The 21,457-nt window shown below is 36.1% G+C and carries 21 protein-coding genes, 1 tRNA gene and 1 pseudogene; 6 read left to right on the top strand and 17 right to left on the bottom strand.

Annotation, left to right across the window (positions count from 1 at the left end):
• Positions 1-113: 113 nt before the first annotated feature.
• From eno to BN1372_RS11700, 6 genes are all read right to left on the bottom strand, one after another.
• Positions 114-1,394: a phosphopyruvate hydratase gene (eno, locus tag BN1372_RS11675; RefSeq protein WP_062199671.1), complete on the bottom strand. Its 1,281-nt coding sequence runs from the start codon at positions 1,392-1,394 to the stop codon at positions 114-116.
• A gap of 59 nt (positions 1,395-1,453) precedes the next feature.
• Positions 1,454-2,992, bottom strand: coding sequence for a 2,3-bisphosphoglycerate-independent phosphoglycerate mutase (gene gpmI / locus BN1372_RS11680; protein ID WP_062199673.1), 1,539 nt, complete (start codon positions 2,990-2,992; stop codon positions 1,454-1,456).
• Positions 2,989-3,747, bottom strand: coding sequence for a triose-phosphate isomerase (tpiA, locus tag BN1372_RS11685; protein WP_062199675.1), 759 nt, complete (start codon positions 3,745-3,747; stop codon positions 2,989-2,991). Before tpiA ends, gpmI begins: the two co-directional genes overlap by 4 nt.
• A gap of 24 nt (positions 3,748-3,771) precedes the next feature.
• Entirely contained in the window at positions 3,772-4,956 is a 1,185-nt protein-coding gene (locus BN1372_RS11690) for a phosphoglycerate kinase (RefSeq protein ID WP_062199677.1), read from the bottom strand.
• A gap of 204 nt (positions 4,957-5,160) precedes the next feature.
• The gene (gap, locus tag BN1372_RS11695) at positions 5,161-6,171 is read right to left on the bottom strand and encodes a type I glyceraldehyde-3-phosphate dehydrogenase (protein ID WP_062199679.1); all 1,011 of its coding nucleotides are present in this window, start codon (positions 6,169-6,171) and stop codon (positions 5,161-5,163) included.
• Positions 6,172-6,450: 279 nt separating this feature from the next.
• Positions 6,451-6,705, bottom strand: coding sequence for a glutaredoxin family protein (locus BN1372_RS11700; protein ID WP_062199681.1), 255 nt, complete (start codon positions 6,703-6,705; stop codon positions 6,451-6,453).
• Between the two features lie 139 nt (positions 6,706-6,844).
• Between BN1372_RS11700 and BN1372_RS11705 the strand changes: the two genes are divergently transcribed.
• A tRNA-Arg gene (locus tag BN1372_RS11705) sits at positions 6,845-6,918 on the top strand.
• 45 nt (positions 6,919-6,963) lie between these two features.
• Here the strand turns inward: BN1372_RS11705 and BN1372_RS11710 are convergent.
• On the bottom strand, positions 6,964-7,389 hold the full coding sequence (locus tag BN1372_RS11710) for a hypothetical protein (protein WP_147515379.1): 426 nt from the start codon (positions 7,387-7,389) through the stop codon (positions 6,964-6,966).
• 362 nt (positions 7,390-7,751) lie between these two features.
• Here BN1372_RS11710 and clpP point away from each other — a divergent pair, with 362 nt between their 5' ends.
• Complete coding sequence (clpP, locus tag BN1372_RS11715) at positions 7,752-8,339, top strand: ATP-dependent Clp endopeptidase proteolytic subunit ClpP (protein ID WP_062199685.1); 588 nt, start codon at positions 7,752-7,754, stop codon at positions 8,337-8,339.
• 46 nt (positions 8,340-8,385) lie between these two features.
• Here clpP and BN1372_RS11720 read toward each other — a convergent pair whose 3' ends face one another.
• The 7 genes from BN1372_RS11720 to BN1372_RS11750 form a co-directional block, all read right to left on the bottom strand.
• Positions 8,386-8,640 (bottom strand): HPr family phosphocarrier protein, encoded by a 255-nt coding sequence (locus BN1372_RS11720; RefSeq protein ID WP_062199687.1) that lies wholly within the window; start codon positions 8,638-8,640, stop codon positions 8,386-8,388.
• Positions 8,641-8,656: 16 nt separating this feature from the next.
• On the bottom strand, positions 8,657-9,610 hold the full coding sequence (gene whiA, locus BN1372_RS11725; protein ID WP_062199689.1) for a DNA-binding protein WhiA: 954 nt from the start codon (positions 9,608-9,610) through the stop codon (positions 8,657-8,659).
• A 16-nt stretch (positions 9,611-9,626) separates the two neighbouring features.
• Entirely contained in the window at positions 9,627-10,592 is a 966-nt protein-coding gene (locus BN1372_RS11730) for a gluconeogenesis factor YvcK family protein (protein ID WP_062199690.1), read from the bottom strand.
• Between the two features lie 2 nt (positions 10,593-10,594).
• Positions 10,595-11,485 (bottom strand): RNase adapter RapZ, encoded by an 891-nt coding sequence (rapZ, locus tag BN1372_RS11735; protein WP_062199692.1) that lies wholly within the window; start codon positions 11,483-11,485, stop codon positions 10,595-10,597.
• A gap of 17 nt (positions 11,486-11,502) precedes the next feature.
• Positions 11,503-11,961: an NUDIX hydrolase gene (locus BN1372_RS11740; protein WP_062199694.1), complete on the bottom strand. Its 459-nt coding sequence runs from the start codon at positions 11,959-11,961 to the stop codon at positions 11,503-11,505.
• A 335-nt stretch (positions 11,962-12,296) separates the two neighbouring features.
• Entirely contained in the window at positions 12,297-13,244 is a 948-nt protein-coding gene (gene trxB, locus BN1372_RS11745) for a thioredoxin-disulfide reductase (RefSeq protein ID WP_062199696.1), read from the bottom strand.
• A gap of 112 nt (positions 13,245-13,356) precedes the next feature.
• Entirely contained in the window at positions 13,357-14,949 is a 1,593-nt protein-coding gene (locus tag BN1372_RS11750; protein ID WP_062199698.1) for a tetratricopeptide repeat protein, read from the bottom strand.
• Between the two features lie 389 nt (positions 14,950-15,338).
• On the opposite strand from BN1372_RS11750, the gene BN1372_RS11755 reads away from it, so the two are divergent.
• The 3 genes from BN1372_RS11755 (at position 15,339) to BN1372_RS11765 (ending at position 16,378) form a co-directional block, all read left to right on the top strand.
• On the top strand, positions 15,339-15,791 hold the full coding sequence (locus tag BN1372_RS11755) for a hypothetical protein (protein WP_062199700.1): 453 nt from the start codon (positions 15,339-15,341) through the stop codon (positions 15,789-15,791).
• A gap of 68 nt (positions 15,792-15,859) precedes the next feature.
• Positions 15,860-16,039 carry a DUF1648 domain-containing protein gene (locus BN1372_RS11760; protein WP_062199702.1) on the top strand — a complete coding sequence of 60 codons (180 nt, stop codon included), beginning with the start codon at positions 15,860-15,862 and terminating at the stop codon, positions 16,037-16,039.
• A 114-nt stretch (positions 16,040-16,153) separates the two neighbouring features.
• Positions 16,154-16,378 (top strand): hypothetical protein, encoded by a 225-nt coding sequence (locus tag BN1372_RS11765; RefSeq protein WP_147515380.1) that lies wholly within the window; start codon positions 16,154-16,156, stop codon positions 16,376-16,378.
• A gap of 586 nt (positions 16,379-16,964) precedes the next feature.
• Here BN1372_RS11765 and BN1372_RS11775 read toward each other — a convergent pair.
• Together BN1372_RS11775 and BN1372_RS11780 are read right to left on the bottom strand one after the other, a co-directional pair.
• Positions 16,965-17,168, bottom strand: coding sequence for a helix-turn-helix transcriptional regulator (locus tag BN1372_RS11775; protein ID WP_062199708.1), 204 nt, complete (start codon positions 17,166-17,168; stop codon positions 16,965-16,967).
• Positions 17,169-17,420: 252 nt separating this feature from the next.
• A pseudogene (locus tag BN1372_RS11780) lies at positions 17,421-17,945 on the bottom strand (transposase); the annotation flags it as partial.
• Between the two features lie 207 nt (positions 17,946-18,152).
• Between BN1372_RS11780 and BN1372_RS15280 the strand changes: the two are divergent.
• A complete protein-coding gene (locus BN1372_RS15280) occupies positions 18,153-18,299 on the top strand; it encodes a hypothetical protein (protein WP_154662989.1) in 147 nt (48 codons plus the stop codon).
• 22 nt (positions 18,300-18,321) lie between these two features.
• Here the strand turns inward: BN1372_RS15280 and BN1372_RS11785 are convergent, their stop codons facing one another.
• On the bottom strand, positions 18,322-21,396 hold the full coding sequence (locus BN1372_RS11785; RefSeq protein WP_062199712.1) for an efflux RND transporter permease subunit: 3,075 nt from the start codon (positions 21,394-21,396) through the stop codon (positions 18,322-18,324).
• Positions 21,397-21,457: the final 61 nt, after the last annotated feature.

Consider the following 21,457-nt stretch of genomic DNA (forward strand, 5'->3'; position numbering starts at 1 on the left):
CCCTCTCCACAACATCTTACCATGCAAAAACAAAAAACGGTGATGAGCTCGGTCTGGGGAAAATAAAAAAACTTCTTTAAACAGGTAAACTGTCTAAAGAAGTTTTTGTTGTATTATTTTTTTAAGTTATAGAAAGCTTCTACACCTGGGTAGTTGCTAACTGTTAACTCGTCTTCAATTCGAAGTAATTGGTTATATTTTGCTACGCGGTCTGTACGAGATGGTGCACCTGTTTTGATTTGACCAGCGTTTGTTGCTACCGCGATGTCAGCAATTGTGCTGTCTTCGGTTTCACCAGAGCGGTGAGAGATAACAGCTGTGTAACCAGCGCGTTTTGCCATTTCAATCGCTTCGAATGTTTCTGTTAATGTACCGATTTGGTTCACTTTTACAAGAATTGCGTTTCCTACATTCCGTGCAATTCCTTCTGATAATTTTTTCGTATTTGTGACGAATAAGTCGTCGCCAACGAGTTGTACTTTGTCGCCAAGTGCAGCGGTTAATTTTTCCCAACCTTCCCAATCGTTTTCGTCTAAACCGTCTTCGATTGAAACAATTGGGTATTTGCTTGTTAATTCTTCATAAAACGCAATCATTTCTTCCGATGTTTTTTCTACACCTTCACCAGCAAGTACGTATTTACCATCTTTGTAAAGTTCAGAAGACGCTACGTCTAACGCCAACTTCACTTCTTCTCCTGGTTTGTAACCTGCTGCTTCGATTGCTTCGATAATTGTTTGAAGTGCTTCTTCGTTCGAACTTAAGTTGGGTGCGAATCCACCTTCGTCCCCTACTGCAGTGTTAAGGCCTTTTGCTTGAAGTACTTTACGTAAGCTATGGAAAATTTCTGCACCCATACGTAATGCTTCTTTAAAATCAGCTGCGCCAACTGGCATTACCATAAATTCTTGGATATCCACATTATTATCAGCGTGTGCACCGCCGTTTAAGATATTCATCATTGGTACCGGTAATGTTTTTGCATTAAATCCACCTAGGTAAGTGTATAAAGGTAAGCCTAAAGAATCAGCAGCCGCGCGCGCCACAGCCATTGAAACGCCTAAGATAGCGTTTGCTCCTAATTTACCTTTGTTGTCTGTTCCATCAAGTTCTAATAATAAGTAATCAATACCTACTTGATCTGTTGCATCTAATCCTACTAATTCAGGTGCAATCACTTCATTTACGTGATCTACTGCTTTTGTTACACCTTTGCCTAAATAACGATCTTTGTCGCCGTCACGTAATTCTACTGCTTCGTATTCACCAGTAGAGGCACCGCTTGGCACTAAAGCACGACCGAAACCTGATTCTGTGTAAACTTCCACTTCCACTGTTGGATTACCACGTGAATCAAGCACTTCGCGAGCATAAACATCAATAATCGCTGTCATGTTTGTTCTCTCCTTTTTTTCATCATTTGTTGGTCTTTTTTTTGCGTTGATGAAGAAAATTACTTGTTAATAAGCGTTTGACCGGTCATTTCTTTCGGTTGTTCGACTTCTAATAGTTCTAGCATCGTAGGAATTAAATCCCCTAAAATACCGCCTTCACGAAGTTCTAATCCTTTTTTTGTTACGATAAGCGGAACTGGGTTTACCGTATGAGCTGTCATCGGATTTCCTTCTAACGTCACTACTTCATCCGCGTTGCCATGGTCTGCTGTAATTAACGCAGTCCCTCCCTTTTCTAATAGGGCACGGACGACTTTGCCGAGACACTCATCTACCGCTTCAATTGCCTTTTTCGTTGGTTCAAGCATTCCGGAATGCCCAACCATATCTGGATTAGCAAAGTTTAAAATAATCGTATCGTATTTTTCTGCTTCGATTTCTTTTACTAATGCTTCTGTTACTTCGTATGCGCTCATTTCAGGTTTTAAGTCATACGTTGCTACTTTCGGAGAATCGATTAAGATCCGGTCTTCTCCTGGAAATGTTTCTTCGCGTCCACCGCTAAAGAAAAATGTCACATGTGGGTACTTTTCCGTTTCGGCAATTCTAAGCTGTTTTAATCCGTGACGAGAAACGACGTCCCCAAAAGTATTATCTAAGTTTATTTTAGGAAATGCAATAGTCCCATCCACAGTTTCACTATATGGCATCATACAAACGAAATAAGTGGCCTTTGGAAACCCTTCCCCGCGGTTGATTTCTTCAAACGTTTCATTCGTAAAAACACGTGATAATTGGATTGCACGGTCTGGACGGAAGTTAAAGAAAATCATCGCATCGTTATCTTCTACTTTTCCAACAGGTGTGCCGTCTTCTTTTACGATAACACTTGGAATGACAAATTCGTCGTATACTTCTTTGCTATAAGAATCGTCTACTAATGTAAGTGGATCTTGATATGCTGGGCCTTCTCCGTATGTCATTGCACGGTAACATTTTTCTACACGGTCCCAACGACGATCGCGGTCCATCGCGTAATAACGTCCAGATACCGTAGCTAATTCCCCAACGCCGATTTCTGCCATTTTATCTTCTAGTTCTTGAAGATATTGTTTCGCTGTTGTCGGACCTACGTCACGTCCATCTAAAAACGCATGAACATAGACGCGTTCTACTTGTTGTTCTTTTGCCATTTCTAGTAAAGCGTATAAATGACTATTATGACTATGAATACCGCCGTCTGATAATAATCCTAATAAATGCAAAGCAGATTGATGTTTTTTCGCATAATCCATCGCTTTTTTAAATTCTTCATTTTCAAAGAAATCACGTTCGCGAATAGAAAGATTAATTCTGGTTAAACTTTGATATACAATACGACCTGCTCCAATATTCAAATGACCAACTTCTGAATTTCCCATTTGTCCTTCTGGTAATCCTACTGCTTCTCCGCAAGCAGTTAATGTGGTATGAGGAAACTCATTCCAATATTGATCGAAATTTGGCTTGTGTGCATGCGCTACAGCATTTCCTTTTGTTTCGTTTCGCAAACCAAATCCATCTAGAATAATTAACGCAACTGGTCCTTTTTTTGTCATTTTTTAATCGCTCCTAACATTGTCACAAAAGACTGCACATCTAAACTTGCGCCACCAATTAATGCTCCATCGATATGTTCTTCGTTCATTAGCGATTCAATATTAGATGGGTTGACACTACCACCATATTGAATTCGAATGGCTCCGCTCGTTTCTTTGTCATACAATTTTTCAATTTCTTCTCGAATTTGTCCACAAACTTCATTTGCATCAGCGCTAGAAGGGGTTTTCCCTGTTCCGATTGCCCAAATTGGTTCATAGGCAATAACCGCTTGTTTTGCTTGTTCTTTTTCCACATTGGCAAATGCTAATTCTACTTGTTTTTGGACTTTTACTTTTGTCGCATTCACTTCTCGTTCGCTTAGTGTTTCACCGACACAAACAATTGGTGTAATGTGATGTTTAAACGCGGCTTGCATCTTTTTATTTACAGTATAATCCGTTTCGTGAAAAAGTTCTCTTCGTTCGGAATGACCGATAATACAATATTTTACACCTAAATCTTCTAACATAACAGGACTAATTTCCCCGGTAAATGCTCCGCTTTGTTCGAAGTGCATCGTTTGCGCACCAATTTCAAGTGCCGATGATTGCGCTGCATCAAGCATTGCAGGAATAAACAAAGCCGGTGCACAAATGACTGTATCCACAATGTCACGACTTGGAAGTTGTGTTTTCATGTCATTGACAAATTGAACAGCTTCTTGTAATGTTTTATGCATTTTCCAGTTTGCTGCAAGAATTGGTTTTCTCAATTTTTTTCTCCTTCCATGATCAAATTATCGATCGTTTAATACGACAACACCTGGAAGTTCTTTCCCTTCCATAAACTCTAACGAAGCACCGCCACCAGTAGAAATGTGATCCATTTGATTTGCTACGTTAAATTTCTGCGCAGCTGCTGCAGAATCACCACCACCGATAACAGTATATGTTTCTTTAGAACTTGCTAACGCTTCCGCTACTTGTTTTGTTCCGTTTGCAAAAGCATCCATTTCAAATACACCCATCGGTCCGTTCCAAATGACTAATTTAGATTGGTTGACGACATTTTTATATGCTTCAATTGTTTTTGGCCCAATATCTAACGCCATATAGTCGTTTGGAATTTCGTTAATATCACAAACTACTGTTTTCGCATCATTTTTAAACTCATCTGCACATACCAAATCAACGGGAAGTAAAAAGTTTACATTGTTTTGTTTCGCTTTTGCGATTAATTGTTTGGCTACTTCTAATTTATCTTCTTCGCAAAGTGATTTACCAACAGAATGACCTAATGCATAAACAAACGTATTCGCCATGCCCCCACCGACGATTAGATTGTCTACTTTTGTTAATAAATTTTCGATAACATCAATCTTATCTTTTACTTTTGCCCCACCGATAATAGCAGTAAACGGGCGTTTTGGATTCAGTAAAGCACCATCTAATATTTCTAGTTCTTTTTCCATCAAGCATCCTGCAACGGCTGGTATGTATGATGCCACTCCTGCTGTTGTTGCATGTGCTCGGTGTGCTGTTCCAAATGCGTCATTTACATAAATATCTGCTAATTGAGATAATGCTTGTGCAAATGCTGGATCATTTTTTTCTTCGCCAGGATAAAAGCGTACGTTTTCAAGTAATAGCACATCGCCATCTTGCATGTTTGCAATCGCTTTCTCTACTTCTTCTCCAACTGCCTCGTCTGTTTTGATTACATCCTGTTGAAGCAGTTCACCTAAACGTTTTGCCACTGGATCTAGACGTAGTTCTTCCACAACTTGACCTTTTGGACGTCCTAAGTGCGTCGCTAAAATAACTTTCGCACCTTTTTTTATTAAGTATTGAATCGTTGGTAATGACGCTTCAATACGAGTATCATCTGTAATGACCCCATTTTCTAAAGGAACGTTAAAATCTACGCGACATAACACGCGCTTTCCTTTTACATCAATATCGCATACACACTTCTTGTTCATGAAACAAGTCCTCCTAAACTCGATTTCTTTATTGTTTGAAAGGAGAATTCGAACCGTTTATTGGTTATCTTTTCTGACCTCTCTGCTTCGTAAAATAAAAAGACAAAATTCTTCATATATTTTATAAATAGTTAGCAATTGTATCAAGGGAAAATGCAGAAAAAAGGGAAGAATTATGAGTTTCCCCCCTTTTTCCCGATTCTATTATATACCTTTTTGCCCTAGATAGTCGACTAAATCTAACAAACGATTGGAATAGCCTATTTCATTATCGTACCAAGCGACAATTTTTATCATATTTCCGTCCATCACCATCGTGCTTAACGCATCAATGGTGGCAGATTCTTTTGTCCCGATATAATCAGAAGACACGAGTGGTCGTTCACTATATCCTAAAATCCCTTTCAATTCTCCTTCAGACGCAGTTTGGAACAGATGATTTATTTCTTCTACCGTCGTTTCTTTTTCGACTTCTACCACGATATCCGAAAGAGATACATTAGCAGTCGGAACACGAATCGCAAGACCAGTTAATTTTCCTTTTAACTCCGGTAACACTTTTCCGACCGCTTTTGCAGCACCTGTTGTGGTTGGAATGATATTTTCCGCAGCAGCTCTTGCACGTCTCAGATCTTTATGCGGAAAGTCAAGCACTCGTTGATCATTCGTATACGAGTGAACCGTCGTCATTAAGCCGCGACAAATGGAAAACGTTTCATGTACTTTTTTTAAAAAAGGTGCTAAACAATTCGTCGTACAAGAAGCGTTAGAAAGAATCATATGTTTAGTTGGGTCATACGTCTCCTCGTTTACTCCCATCACAATCGTCACATCTTCGTCTTTTGCCGGAGCGGAAATAATCACTTTTTTCGCTCCGGCTTTAATATGTTGAAAAGCAGATTCGCGGTCAGTAAATTTGCCAGTTGATTCAATGACCACATCAACCTCCAACGCTTTCCAAGGCAATTTTTTTGGTTCTTTTTCATGATAAAAAGGAATGACATGCTGTGCTATTTTTAACTCTCCTTCTTTATATGCCACTTCTTTTTCATACGTGCGATGAATCGTGTCGTATTGTAATAAATGTGCCAACACCGCTCCATCCGACACATCATTCACCGCCACAACTTCCAAAAATGACTGATCCATCGCTTCTCGCAAAACAAGACGACCAATACGACCTAAACCATTAATAGCAACTCTCACCTTACCCATACAAAACCTACCTTTCATAACAAAAAAGTGGAGGGCGATTGGGTATAAGCGACTAGCATAAGACAGCTTGCGGAATGAGGCGATCTTTCCTCATGGAGCAAGATGACTTATGACTCGAGCCTATAGCGCCCGCAACTGGATTCATAAGAAGTGAAGCACTCTCTACTATAAGAAAAATCCCATTATGAAGTATTCCTCACTAAGCAGAAAATCACTCTATTCATAATGCAGAAAAACTTTCCATCCTAAATAAAAAAGACTTACTCTAAAAAGTAAGTCTTACATTTGTTGATTAAGACATTCTCGTAAGCGTTGTTCTAAATCAACGGTTGATACAATCCCATATGCAATTTCTTTGCCACATGCTTCAATGACTGGAATAACTAATTGATATTTTTCATGTAAATCGTCATCTTTTTCAATATTAATTAATTGAACATCTAGCGGTAACTTTCGGCTTAAAAAATCAAGCACCTGTATCGCGTCTTCGCAAAGTCCACATTTTTCTCTCATATAAACGTTTACTACTAGCATGTAAGCAGCCCCTTTTTTCTTGTCTACCCGTGACAAAAGATGTATTACTTTTATTTTATCGTTTGGGAGACAGAGCGCAACGGTTATTTTTTGTTATTGCAAAAGTTTCATCATTATATTATAATATTCTTTGTCATATGCGCTCGTAGCTCAGCTGGATAGAGCAATGGTTTCCGGTACCATGTGTCGGGGGTTCGAATCCCTCCGAGCGCGCTAATAAGAAAAGACGAGTAGATACAGCTCGTCTTTTTTTATGCCTTATTTTATTTTTACTTTTCGTAACACATCGTTTAATTCAGATACTATGCAAAACAATATTTTCTTTGCTCTTTCATCTAGTTCTTGATTATCAATAAGGTTGGAAAATCTTGTTCCCTTTTTTCTCATATTATATGTTTCAAAATGTAAATCCACCCAATCCTCATAATTCTCAAAGAATTCTATTAGTTGTTCTTCCGAAAATTGTTTTAAAATAAATTTTATGTGTTCTTCACTATCTTTCCAATTTGAGAGCCACTCAGCAAATTGATATTCTGGTACTTGATTCATCTCATATTCAAAATAATGTTTGTATATTGTATAAATCGTTACTGGCCACGATGCTTTTTTTCCTTCTTTTAAAAAAGCTAAAAACACTTTTTTATTTCTTTTTTGTGAAAATGGAAGAAAAAATTTTCTCATCATCTTTCGATCCCCTTTCCCTTCAATAATCATCCAACTATACTATTATTTTATAAATACATCCACTTACTTGTCATTTAAATTACCAATTTCAGTTATAAAGTAATATGAAAAAGTAATTAAATGTATAAAAATAAGGTAATCTATACGATATGTAACTAATTATAAAAATAATGAATTACTGCATTTCAAAATAAAATATGGTAATAAAAATACAAAAATGTAGTATATTATTCCAAAAAGGGGAAACAAAAATAAGGGCGAATATAGTTAATATGAAAATAAGGTTTTTTATTTGACCTATCTTGACCTTTTTTGTATCATAAAATTAAACGATTCACCTTTAATCAAGGAGGAGAAAAAGTATGAATTTAATTCCTACAGTTATTGAACAAACTAATCGTGGGGAACGTGCGTATGATATTTATTCACGTCTTTTAAAAGATCGTATTATTTTACTTGGTAGCGCTATTGATGATAATGTAGCAAACTCTATCGTAGCTCAGCTTCTTTTCTTAGCAGCAGAAGACCCTGATAAAGATATTTCGCTATACATTAATAGCCCTGGTGGTTCGATCACATCAGGTATGGCTATTTACGATACCATGCAATTTATTAAACCAAAAGTTTCTACTATTTGTATCGGTATGGCAGCATCTATGGGTGCATTTTTACTTGCTGCTGGGGAAAAAGGAAAACGCTTTGCCCTTCCAAACAGCGAAATCATGATCCATCAGCCACTTGGTGGAACACAAGGTCAAGCAAGTGATATTGCGATTCATGCAAAACGTATTATTGAAATGAAAGAAAAATTAAACAACATTTTAGCAGAACGCACAGGTCAACCATTAGAAGTCATCGAACGTGACACAGATCGTGATAACTTTATGTCTGCTTACAAAGCAAAAGAATACGGTTTAATCGATGATGTGTTTGAACCAACAAAAAAATAATGGTCGTAATAAAAAAAGTTATCGAGAACATTCTCGATAACTTTTTTTATTCTTTTTCAACGAAAGCAACTAACGAGTTAAGTGCTGTCTCTTCGTCTGGTCCATCTACCTCTAGTATAACGTCCACTCCTGGACCAACAGCTAAACTCATGATCCCCATAATACTTTTTGCATTTACTTTTTTGTTATCTTTCTCTAAATAAATATCCGAACTAAAACGATTTGCTTCTTGCACAAATTGTGCAGCAATTCGGGCTTGAAGACCTGTTTTCAATTTTACGGTAACCGTTTTTTGTAACACGGTATCTCCTCCTCATTTATTTGGAATTCACATACTCACCACTACGAACTTTGTTTGCAATCTCATCAATTTTTCTTAAACGATGATTAATACCGGATTTACTAATGGTTTCTCCCTCAACCATTTCACCTAATTCTTTTAATGTTACATCTTTATGTTTCATACGTAATTCGGCGATTTCTCGTAATTTATCAGGTAATGCATCTAAACCAATTGTTTTTTCAATATAACGAATATTTTCTACCTGACGAATAGAAGCACCGATTGTTTTGTTTAAATTAGCCGTTTCGCAATTCACTAGTCGGTTCACTGAATTACGCATATCTTTTACGATACGGACGTCTTCAAACCGTAATAATGCTTGATGTGCACCGATGATATTTAAAAATTCAGTGATTTTTTCGCCCTCTTTTAAATAAGTGATAAATCCTTTTTTTCTTTCTAGTGTTTTCACATTTAAATCAAACGTATTCATTAGATCGCATAACGCTTGATTATGTTCTTCATACAGCGAAAAAATTTCTAGATGATACGATGATGTTTGTGGATTGTTAACAGATCCACCTGCAAGAAATGCGCCACGTAAATAAGAACGCTTACAACAAGTTTTTGCCGTAAATTCACTAGGAATTGCCCGGTTAAAACGATAATCACTCGTCATGATTTGCAAACTCGTTATCATCATTTTAGCATCTTTTGTGACCCGAACGATATAAACATTATTTTTTTTCAAGCGCATTTTTTTCCGAACGATAACATCCACATGCACTTGTGGATATAATCGCTTAATTAAGGAATAGATTCTTCGTGCAATCGCGGCATTTTCAGTCGAGACATTTAAAGATGCTTTTTCACTGGATAAAGAAATGACACCATTCATCCGAATTAATGCGGCAAGCTCTGATTTTGCGCAACAATCATCAACTTCAAGCATTGTAAGTTCTTTTTTCGTATCTGAAGCAAATGACATATGCCCCCCCACCCTTCTATTCTTTTTCTCTTATTGTATTTACGAGTAAGCGGGAAATTTTTTTCGCATCGTGACGAATAAACGGCTCGTCAAATTTTACAAAATGATCATGAATCACAACAGGAGCATACTGTTGCAAGTGCTCGAGATCACATACTACAGGAACCGCTCCTTTTTCTGTATAACGACGTAATACATTCATTGGAATGTCTGCATCATTGACGACAATCATATCTAATAATTGATTGCAATCAATGTGTTTTAATAATGCTTTCACATGGTCACTAGCCGTAAAGTTCGTCGTTTCCCCGTACTGCGTCATGACATTGCAAATATACACTTTTTTCCCTGGTGCGTGACAAACCGCTTCTTGAATCTCTGGTACGAGTAAATTGGGGATAATACTCGTATATAAACTACCTGGTCCCATGATAATTAAATCTGCTTCTAAAATGGCTTCTACGCTTTCAGGCAATGCTTTTACATCTGGTGTATTTAAAAAAACATAATCAATTTCTTTTTTGGCTAATGGAATTTTAGATTCCCCTTGTACAATGGTACCATCTTTCATTTTAGCACTTAAAATGACACCTTGGTTCGCAGATGGTAATACTCGCCCACGTATATTTAACACGCGACTAATTTCTTTAATCCCTGAAACAAAATCACCTGTAATCGACGTCATCGCAGCAAGCAATAAATTTCCTAACGAATGACCAGAAATGCCATTTCCATGTAAAAATCGGTGCTGAAACACTTTTTCAATTAAAGGCTCTCCTTCCGACAAAGCAACGAGCACATTTCGAACGTCACCTGGTGGAGGAATGTCTAATTCATCCCTTAAAATCCCTGAACTACCGCCGTCGTCCGCCACTGTCACTACTGCTGTAATATCAACACGAAACTTTTTTAGCGCTCGAAGTAAAACAGATAACCCTGTTCCACCCCCGATGACAACGACTTTCGGTATCATCTGATCCATATCTATGTCGTCTTCCTTCCTTTTTCAATATCTCTATGGGCAACGTGCGTAGAATATTCGCTAGCATAATAATGCGTTAAATATTCTGCGATAGTCACAGAACGGTGTTTTCCCCCTGTGCACCCAATAGCGATAACAAGTTGACTTTTCCCTTCCCGTTTATATTGTGGAAGCATAAAATTAAGCAAATCTAATAATTTTTCAATAAACTGTTGCGTTTCTGACCATTTTAACACATATGAAGATACTTCTTCTTGCAGCCCTGTTTTCGGACGAAGGTGATTGACATAATGTGGATTAGGTAAAAACCGCACATCAAATACTAAATCTGCATCGATTGGTAACCCATATTTAAATCCGAAGCTCATCACTTGAACCGTAAATGTTGGTTGATTTTCTTTTGAATATACGTGAATAATTCGTTCACGTAATTGACGTGGGGTTAAGTCGGTTGTATCAATAATTCGTTGGGATCTTCCTTTTAAATCTTCTAACATTTCCCGTTCTTTTTGAATACCTTTTAACGGAGATCCCGTTTTAGCAAGAGGATGAGAGCGTCTCGTTTCTTTGTAACGACGAACGAGCGCTGGATTTTTTGCATCTAAAAATAAAATTTCAATTTTAAATTGGTCGGTTACTTCAGGATTATCAATCATTTCTATTAGTGCATCAAAAAACTCTCGACCACGTAAATCCATTCCTAACGCCACTTTATTCATTTTTCCGTCAGATTCTCCAACAAGCTCGATAAATTTAGGTAAAAGTGTCGGTGGCAAATTATCTACACAAAAAAATCCTAAATCTTCAAAACTTTGAATAGCAACGGTTTTTCCGGCGCCACTCATCCCTGTAATAATAACTAATTGATATTCTTTCTGTGCATTTGCCTCCATGTATTTTCCTTTCCTCCTTAGGACGGTTGAATCCGATATGACAATAATTCAAAATCTGGGGTGTACGTAAACAAACCGTAAATGGTCCCTTTTCCTTTCACCATATAATCAATAATATGATAGTCACCTGGTGCCATTTCCAATGCAGCGATAGCATCTTTATGATGCCAAGCTAACGTGCCTTCCTCGCATACTGACACGTTTTCTCCTTCAAATTCCGTTGCAAAAAAGGTAAACATCATCCACTCTGACATAATCTCGGTTCCTTCTTTTATTTGAATAGTAAAAATCCCTTTTAACGTTGGGTTACTTAAATATATGCCAGTTTCTTCTCGATACTCCCGAATGACGCTTTCTTTTACAGTTTCACCGCTCTCCATTTTTCCACCTGGAGCAACCCACCAATCGCGTCTCGGTTTTTGTAGTAATAATAGTTGATCATCTTTTAATAACACACAATTTGTTACGCGTTGCATATGCTCACCTCTTCTACTCTACACAACCACGATTTCACCTATAATCTGTATTTAAGTTTCAGTATACTATGATTACCTTGTCTACTCAATCAAAACCGCCATTTCTAGCGCTCTACACAAAAAAAGAACCAGAACAAAACATCATCATATGTTTCATTCCGGCCTTCTATAATCTATATCACAAATAGGGGGTCGCTTACTCTTCTTTATCATACGACTTTTTTGTTAGATTTATGTTACAAAAACATTAAGAAAAGATGTCTTTTTTATGAAGCAATCTTTACAAAAATACCCCTTATCCACAGGTTTAAAACCCTGCGCTACTTGTCGTTCTTTTATTTTACGCCAAGCTCTTCTTTTAAGTTTTCAATGTAACTTTGTGCTGCTTGTGCTGCAATACTTCCATCACCAGTAGCTGTTACGATTTGACGAAGTTCTTTTTCACGAATGTCACCAGCTGCATAAATTCCAGGTACTTTCGTTTCCATTTGTTCGTTTGTTTCGATATATCCATTTTCATTTACTATTCCAAGATTTTTCGCAAAATCAGAAAGTGGATTCATGCCAATGTAAATAAATACACCGTCTGCATTAAATTCTGTTTCTTCACCTGTTTGTGTGTTTGTTAATGTTAAAGAACCAACTTTTCCGTCTTTTTCATTAATACTTTTTACTGTTTGGTTCCACATAAAGTCAATTTTTTCATTTGCAAATGCACGATCTTGAATAATTTTTTGCGCACGTAATTGATCACGACGGTGAATAATCGTTACTTTTGATGCAAAGCGTGTTAAATAAATTCCTTCTTCTACTGCAGAATCACCACCACCGATAACTGCTAGTTCTTTTCCTTTAAAGAAGGCACCATCACATACAGCACAATAAGACACGCCACGACCTGCTAATTCTTTTTCACCAGGAGCACCTAATTTACGATATTGGGCACCCGTTGCGATAATAACTGTACGGCCTTTGTATTCTGTATCGCCACATACGACTGTTTTATATTCTTTGCCGTCTTTTAAATCCGTAATGTCTCCATATGCATATTCTGCACCGAATTTTTTCGCATGTTCAAACATTTTATTTGAAAGTTCTGGACCTAAAATAGATTCAAATCCAGGATAGTTTTCTACTTCTTCTGTATTTGCCATTTGACCACCAGGTACACCACGTTCAATCATTAATGTATCTAAGTTTGCACGTGATGCATACACCGCTGCTGTCATTCCAGCAGGACCTGCTCCTGCGATAATTACGTCATAAATTTTTTCTTCTGACACTAGTATCCACTCCTTCACATTGTCAAACTATTATCTTTATCGTATTCAAATCAAGGATAAAAGTAAAATTATATGCTCATGGGGGTATATATCCCCCCTACTTATTTTGCCATTACTTTAACACGTCCCGTACAATGTGCACATATTTTTGCACTGTAGATACGGAAATCATATATTTCGTGGCAATTTCCTTCTGGGTAATCGGATAAGTCATTTTATCTTTTTGCCAAACATAATCAAAAGCTGCCGTCATTCCTACAAACGAATGGGAAAGATTTTGCTGTTCACACTTTTTAACGAACACAAGCCCTTCTTTTAATAATTGCCTATACGCTTCTTTTGATAATGTACCCCATTTATAGTTTAAATAATGAAGAAAATCGTAAATCATTGAAGCATCATGCCGACATTCAAACACATTATGCAATACCGAAACTTCTTCACCTATTTGGATGACCACATCTTTGTATGGTTGCAAATGAAACATCATAATCGCCGCTACATGTGTCATTAACGGGGTGGCTGTTTCTTTTACACAAAATTGTTTCAATGCTTCATATGTTTCTTCCGTTCCTTCTTGCTCGATTAACAAAAGACCAGCTAGTTGTTTTACTTCATCCATTTCACCTAATAAATGATATACAGCAATTTTGTAAAACACGTACGGAACATTATCTTTATTTAAAATAAGCTTGTACAGTTGTTCCTGTTGCAACGGCATGTCCATTAAAATCGAAAAAACATACGACATCCGATCAATCGGAATATTCATCGGATCAATCACTACTTCTTTACCCGATTTCCCTTGAAATGCAACATCATACCAAAATTGAAACGACGGATAGTGATGGTAGCCTTTATTGGATAATTTTCGTAACCATTCATACCCCCGCTCATATTCCCCTAATAAAATAAGGGTAATCCCTACCTTTAACTGACCGCTTTCATCTATCGGATAAATATTTTGTAACAACTGACGATATTCCGCTAGCCGTTTTTTATCCCCAACAAAACGATAATAAATCGAAAGAGAACAAAGTAAATGAATACTTCCTGGACTTTTTTCTAATGCTCCCTGAATGACTTCGAAACACCTTTTTTCATTTCCTAAATATAAATAAATAAGCGCTAAATGATTGTATGCTTGATGAAAATCAGGATATTTTTGAATCATCTTTTTTAAACTAGCTTTTGCTAAATAAATGTTTCCGCTCTCTAACAGTTGAAAAATTCGTTCGTATTCCTGAATTAAATCATCTTCATATAACATATCTTGTAACAATTGTCCGAAATCATCACTTAGTACTTCTAATAATTCTTGTGCTTCTTCTGCTAGATCACCAGCTGTCTCTTCTTTTAAATATTGTTCAGCATATCTTTTAGCTTCTGAAAATAACCCCATATGTGCATAATTATGTGCCATAAAAAAATAACATTCATACAGGGTTGAATCATGCTTTTCTAACACTTCTTTAAATAATTTATTGGATCTCTCGTATTCCCCTAATTCTGAAAGAACGGAAGCAAGCTGACACGCATAAATAGGCTCTAGCGGATCGTATTTCCACGCCCTTTCAAAACATTGTTTCGCCTTACTAACTTGATTTTGATCATAATACTTTAAACCTTTTTGAAAAAAATACTCTCCATCTTTTACAAAATGCAAAAGTTTTCCTTGTTGTTTCGATGTTTTTTTTGACCCCATGACTCCTCCATTTATCTAAATAATCGATGCTCTATCATACTCTAATTGATCTTTACTCCATAAGAAAATAACCCCAATAACTAGACTAAGAATGGAGTTACTTATCAATAACAACTAATAAAACAAACACACAAAAATAACCAATTCGTCCGTTCATCTTCCTTATTATCACTTTATCACACAGACTAAACGATAGAAATAGAAAAAAGAAAAAAATATAAAAAGTGGAGGGCGCTTGCTCATAGAAACCACCATAAGCGAATCCTCTACCCTATGTTATATTTTCTAACATAATCCGTGCAATTTGTTGTATTTTTTGGTAAAATATAAGCACATATCTTTTCGGTCTCTCGTTTTTGAAACTACTAACTTCAAAGGAAGGTGATGGGATGAATCGTAAAAATGGGGCAAAAATGTACATTCAGATGATTGGGGTGTTTATGTTCAGTTTAAGTAGTATGTTTCTCCTTAACTATGTGATCCTCTATTTATTAAGCAATATTAACGCACTCCACATAACCGTTGATTCAACGAAAACATTACTCTATGTCTCTCTTAGTCTATTATTTTTCTTTGTCTTTGCGCTTATTTTTGAAATTGTTGTCGCGATGTTTATGCAACTTGTTCTCCAAACAAAAAATGGCGGGCAAAAATATATCGTTTCCATCGTCGAAACTATTTTCCTCTTTTTCTTTTTACTACTTATCAGTAACTTAATTCCTGGCTTATCATTATCATGGGTTAGTATGATTGTACTAACACTATTGTTTATGTTGTTCTTAAAAATAACCGAAAATATTCATTTTTCGTACGTGTTACATCGAATAGAACGAATGGTGTAAAAACTAGGCCAGAGAAACATCTTTTCTTTGGCTTTTTTCGTGCATTCTTTACTGAAAGGGGTATTTACTTGGAACAAGATAAACTACATATAAAAACACCGATGATGGCGAAAATATTGGATACCGCCTCTCTCTTATTTTTTATCGGAACGATGATGTATCTCCTAACGGTTTGGTCGTCTTTACCTGAATTGGTCCCTAGCCATTATAATATCGCGGGTGAAGCGGATGATTGGCAGAAAAAATAGTTTATATTTTTACCATTATCTACCTGAATTGTTTTATGGTTTCCACTACATATACTAGAGAAAAAACCGCATCTTCATAGTTACATTGGTCTTACAGAAGAGAATAAAGAACGGTTGTACAAAAATTCTATGTTGCTAACAAATGTAATCAAAAATGAAATGTTATTGTTTTTTTCGTTTGGCAGTTGGAATGATGTAAAAGTAGCAAACGGAAACGAAAGTTTATTAGGTGTTTGGGACATTCCTATTTTATTTCTTGTTATCTTCGGAACGTTGATCTTTTTTATGATTCGTTCCTTCCAAAAGGTTTTAGCGTTAAAAAGTTTTCTAATTGCATGAGTTCTTCAGGGATATCACGGGGAGTAGCATGGGATATTGGAATCTTTTGTTCTGTCGCATGCAAAGCAGGTGAACCGGCTGGATGTGCATCATGTATTCTAGTTGAAACTGCGTGGGGCGGAAGCATTGTTTCTAAATGTGTGGCAAAAGCATTTGGATTACTGTAATAGGACTAATAACATTGACTGATGAGTAAACCTCATCAGTCAATGTTATATTTTTTTGCTAATGAAAATCAGGATTATAGAATAAATAATGATAAAAAATGTGATGAAAATTTTAAGTAAATTAATTATTTCAATTGATATAAGATTAGTTGAAATAATTAATATAAAAATTCCTAGTAGAATTAGAAAGATTAAACTTGAATAAAATATTGATTTAACTTTTATTTTTTTTGATCGTTCATCATTATCTTTTAAATGTGGAAAAACATAATACTGAGAAAATGAGAGTATTGCCATAGACAAAAATAATAGACTATTGTAATTAAAATACCCATTATCTATTAAATTTGTTATTATCATCAAAGTAAAAATCAAAAAAAGTACTATACCTGAAATTGAAAATAAATTTCGAATCATGGTTATTCATCCTCCTGATTGTAAAAAAATATTTCCTCAATTGATTTATCGAATTCATTAGCAATTTTAAATGCAAGTTTTAAAGATGGTGTATAACGTTTTTTTTCAATTGAAATAACAGTTTGTCGAGATACTTTTAAAATTTCAGCTAGTTTCTCTTGAGAAAGGTTGTGCTCTTTTCTAAGTTCCATCAATTTATTTTCCATTATTGTGTACCCCGTTTATTTATTAAAAATAAATATCTAACCTAAGTATACAGTAAAGTTAACTTTACAAATTGACTTTATTATTAACATATATGAAAGGAGTTTATCATGAGAAATAAACTATATTTAGTAATATCTACTTGAATCAATTTCATAATTCATCTTTTTCAAGAGCTTAGACTGCTCCCCTGTCAAAACTTGCGTTTTTTAAAATTAAGCTGCTAACTGTTGTTCTTGTAATAATCCATTTATTCAATCTACCGCTAATTTACAGGCATTATAAATAAACGTCACGAGGTGGAAGTGCAGTTTTGCTTTTCGACCTGTGCGATGACGGACGTTGTTCAATTGAAAATACTCTTTTAAATAGGCATTCACACGTTCTACAGCCGTTCGTTCTTTGTACAGATTCTTCCATAATTCAGAACCACGTGCTGGGTACGTATATTTCCGAATATCGGTTTCACATCTAATTTTAAACACCTTTTGACACAGTGAATCGTTTCGTAATGGGCATGTTGCACATTCTTTCGGTTGTGTGAATTTTAATGTACTGTATTTTTCATCAAAACTGTCGTAACGATAGCTATGCTCACGTACACAAGTTGGACGGAAATGCTCATCGAATCCAATAATTTCCCCTTCATTACGGATATTATAAGGAATCACAACACGCATCGTCTTTTTTGAAAATAATTGAAAGATCGGTTGCACATCAATTGGGGCGAAAATCGTATCAAAACGACGAGAACTTTGCATATCAAGTAATTGTTGGATGTCAAATAGACTCATTTGTTTTACAATAGTCATAGGGCATTCACCTCTTGGTTCAATTTTTGTTTCGTCGCTTAAATTATACCAAATTGGGGAGGTGCCCGTTTTTTATTGTTTGAAAACCCTTGATACCAAAGGAATTGGAATTATGAAATTAACTCACTTATATAAATATAAAGCTTCGTTTGAACCTTGAATGGAGGGATTGAATTGAGTTATTCGATCATACGAGTGGAACGAGTAGATAACTACAATGATACTGCTGGATTGCAAAAACATATACAGCAAGAAACCAAAAACTATACGAATCTTGATATCAATAAAAATAAAATGGTCCATATAATAAAACGGAGCTAGCAATCATGCTAGCTCCGTTTCTTTACGCTTTTTTGCGTGTCATTTTCTTTTTCGCTTTCATTAATACTTCATACACTAATGGTACGATGATTAATGTTAACAATGTAGAACTTGTTAATCCACCGATTACCGTAACCCCTAAACTTTTCGAGATTAATGCTCCGCTTCCACCTTCTGAACCGATTGCTAACGGAATTAGCGCACCGATTGTTGCGATAGCAGTCATTAAAATCGGACGTAAACGAGTCGATGCTGCTTCTAACAACGCATCGCGTGTCGGTAAACCTTCTCGTTCTTTATGAATAACGCGGTCAATTAACACAATCGCATTCGTTACGACAATACCGATTAACATTAATGCTCCAATTAAGGAAGAAACGTTAATGGTCTCACCTGAAAGATACAGAGCAAGGAATCCACCAATGACACTAAATGGTAACGAGAATAAAATAGCAAATGGTGCTAATCCGCCACCAAATGTCACAACTAAGATAAAGTAAACGATTAAGACAGCTGCAAGCATTGCAAGGCCAAGTTGGAAGAATGATTTTTGCATATCTTCTGTTACACCGCCGTAATCCACAGATGAACCTTGTGGCAACGATAACTTATCAATTTTTTTTGCTAATGTTTGCGATGCCCCACCGACATCATTTGTTGTAAATTCTGCCGTAATTGTTGCATATAATTTTCCATCTTTTCGTTTCACTGTATCTACCGCAGATCCTTCGTCGATAGAAACGAAATCGCCTAGTTTTTTCTGTTGTCCAAGCGGTGTAATAATCGTTTCATCTGTTAAACTTTCAATCGTATTGTATTCTTTTTCTGTATTGGTCACATACACGTTAATCTCTTCTCTATCTTGTTCAATCGTTGTTAACGTTTGTTTTACCCCTACTTGAGAGAACGCTTGCGCAATTTGTGCAGTCGTTAAGCCTTGGGAGTTCATCGTATTACGATCTACAACAAACGTATACTTGTCATACGTATTACTTAAGCTAGAATCAATATTTTTAAAGTCCTTACTATCTTTTAATAATTTTTCTACTTGACTAGATGATTTTTGTACATTTTCAATCGATGTACCATACACAAATAATTGCATTTGGTTATTAAAACCACCTGATGACATATTTTGCATTAACCATTTGCCTTTTTCCGTATTCTTTTGTAAATCTTTTTCTACTTTCACTGTTTCATCATTAAAGTTTTCATAGTCATCCTTGTAATCAATGAAGAAATTGATTGTATTTTTCGTTTGCACCATTAATGGATTATTTCCACCGATGGAATATTGAATAATTTCTACCCCTTTTTTCTGTTTAAAATATTTTTCTGTATCTTGGGCTACTTTTTCAATATCTTCCAACGTTTGCCCTGGTTCAGGCGTATACGTAATGGCCATCATTTTTTGTGGATCATCTGGTAAAAATGCTTGCCCGATAAATGGTACGAGACCAAAGCTTGCAATTAACAATACAGTAGCGACAATCGATGTAATCCATTTATGGTTTAACGTTGTATTTAAGAATTTTTTGTATCCAGCCGCAATTTTTCCTTGTTCTTTTTTCTTCACTTTTGTTCCTTCTTTAAATAACACATGCGCCATCATTGGAACAATCGTAACGGCCACTACTAATGATGCTAATAGTGCAAATACTAGTGCCAATCCGAATGGTAAGAACAACTCCCCAATTTGCCCTTTTACTAACCCAAGTGGTAAAAACACCGCCACGGTTACAATCGTAGAAGACATAATTGGGGTAAACATTTCTTTCGTTGCTGCTTCAATTAATTCTTTCCCGCGTAATTTCTCTTCTTTTAACGACATCCGCCGGTAAATATTTTCAATAACTACAATACTATCATCGACGACTCGCCCAATCGCAACCGTCAAAGCACCAAGTGTCATAATGTTTAACGTAATTCCCATTTGTTTCAAAACGAGAATAGCCGTTAAAAGAGACATCGGAATCGATACAACAGCGATAATCGTAGAACGAATATCTCGTAAAAATAACAAAATAATAATAATCGCAAATAATCCACCGATTAACGCTTTATCAATCATCGTGTTTACAGAGTCTTCAATTGGTTTTCCTTGGTCGTAAAGTTGGGTGATCGTAATCCCTTTATAATCCTTTTCAACCTCTTTAATCGCTTTCTTCACGTCATTGACAACGGTTACTGTATTCGCATCTTGCCCTTTCATCACTTGAACTGCAATTGCTTCTTTTCCGTTCGTACGTGAAATGGATTCCGCCACACCTTTTAATTGCACTGTTGCGACATCTTTTAATGTAATCGTTGGAATGCCACTTTCTCCTGGCACAATCATCACACCAGGTGCTGGATCTGTTACTGGAATTTGAATGTCTTTTAACTCATCCTCCGTTGCTACTTTTCCGTCAATCGCTACAATTTTTTCTTTTTGGTCAATTTCATACAGACCAAGTGGTGTTTTAAAGTTTGTTCCTTGGATGATTTGTTTTACTTTTTCTTCATCTAAACCATATTCCGTTAATTTCTTTTGGTCAAAAGCAATATGTACTTCGTTCACGCGTTGACCTGAAATTTGTACAGTAGATACCCCATCGATTTTTTCAAATTTCGATTTTAAATCTTGTTCGACAAGTGTCGTTAATTCTTCCATTGATTTTCCATCATACGCAATGTCAAAAACGATGACTGGGAAAGCATTTAAATCAATACGATTCACAACCGGTTTATCAACGGCTTCTGGTAAGGTGAGTCGATCAATCGCTTCTTTCGCTTCGTTTTTGGCATCAATCATGTCTTGTTCATACTGGTACTCAATCGTTATCGCAGAAAAGTTTTGGTAAGAATCAGACTGGACTGTTTTTACGCCAGGTAAACTTTCAAGTGATTTTTCAATCGGATCAGATACCTTTTCAGCCACTTCTTCCGCACTAGCACCAGGATAAGAAGTTGTTACCGTAATGAATGGTGCTTTTAGTTCAGGTAAAATTTCCATCTTCATTTGCGTTCCAGAATAAATACCCGCTGCCACTACTAAAAACGTCAACAACCAAATGGCTAGCTTATTGTGTAATGAAAATCTAATAATCTTCTTCAAATGTGTTCACTCTCCTCCGTATAATGACTAGTTGGTCATATACCAAACTATAATAAAATTA

Source organism: Massilibacterium senegalense, from assembly GCF_001375675.1.
GTDB lineage: Bacteria > Bacillota > Bacilli > Bacillales > Massilibacteriaceae > Massilibacterium > Massilibacterium senegalense.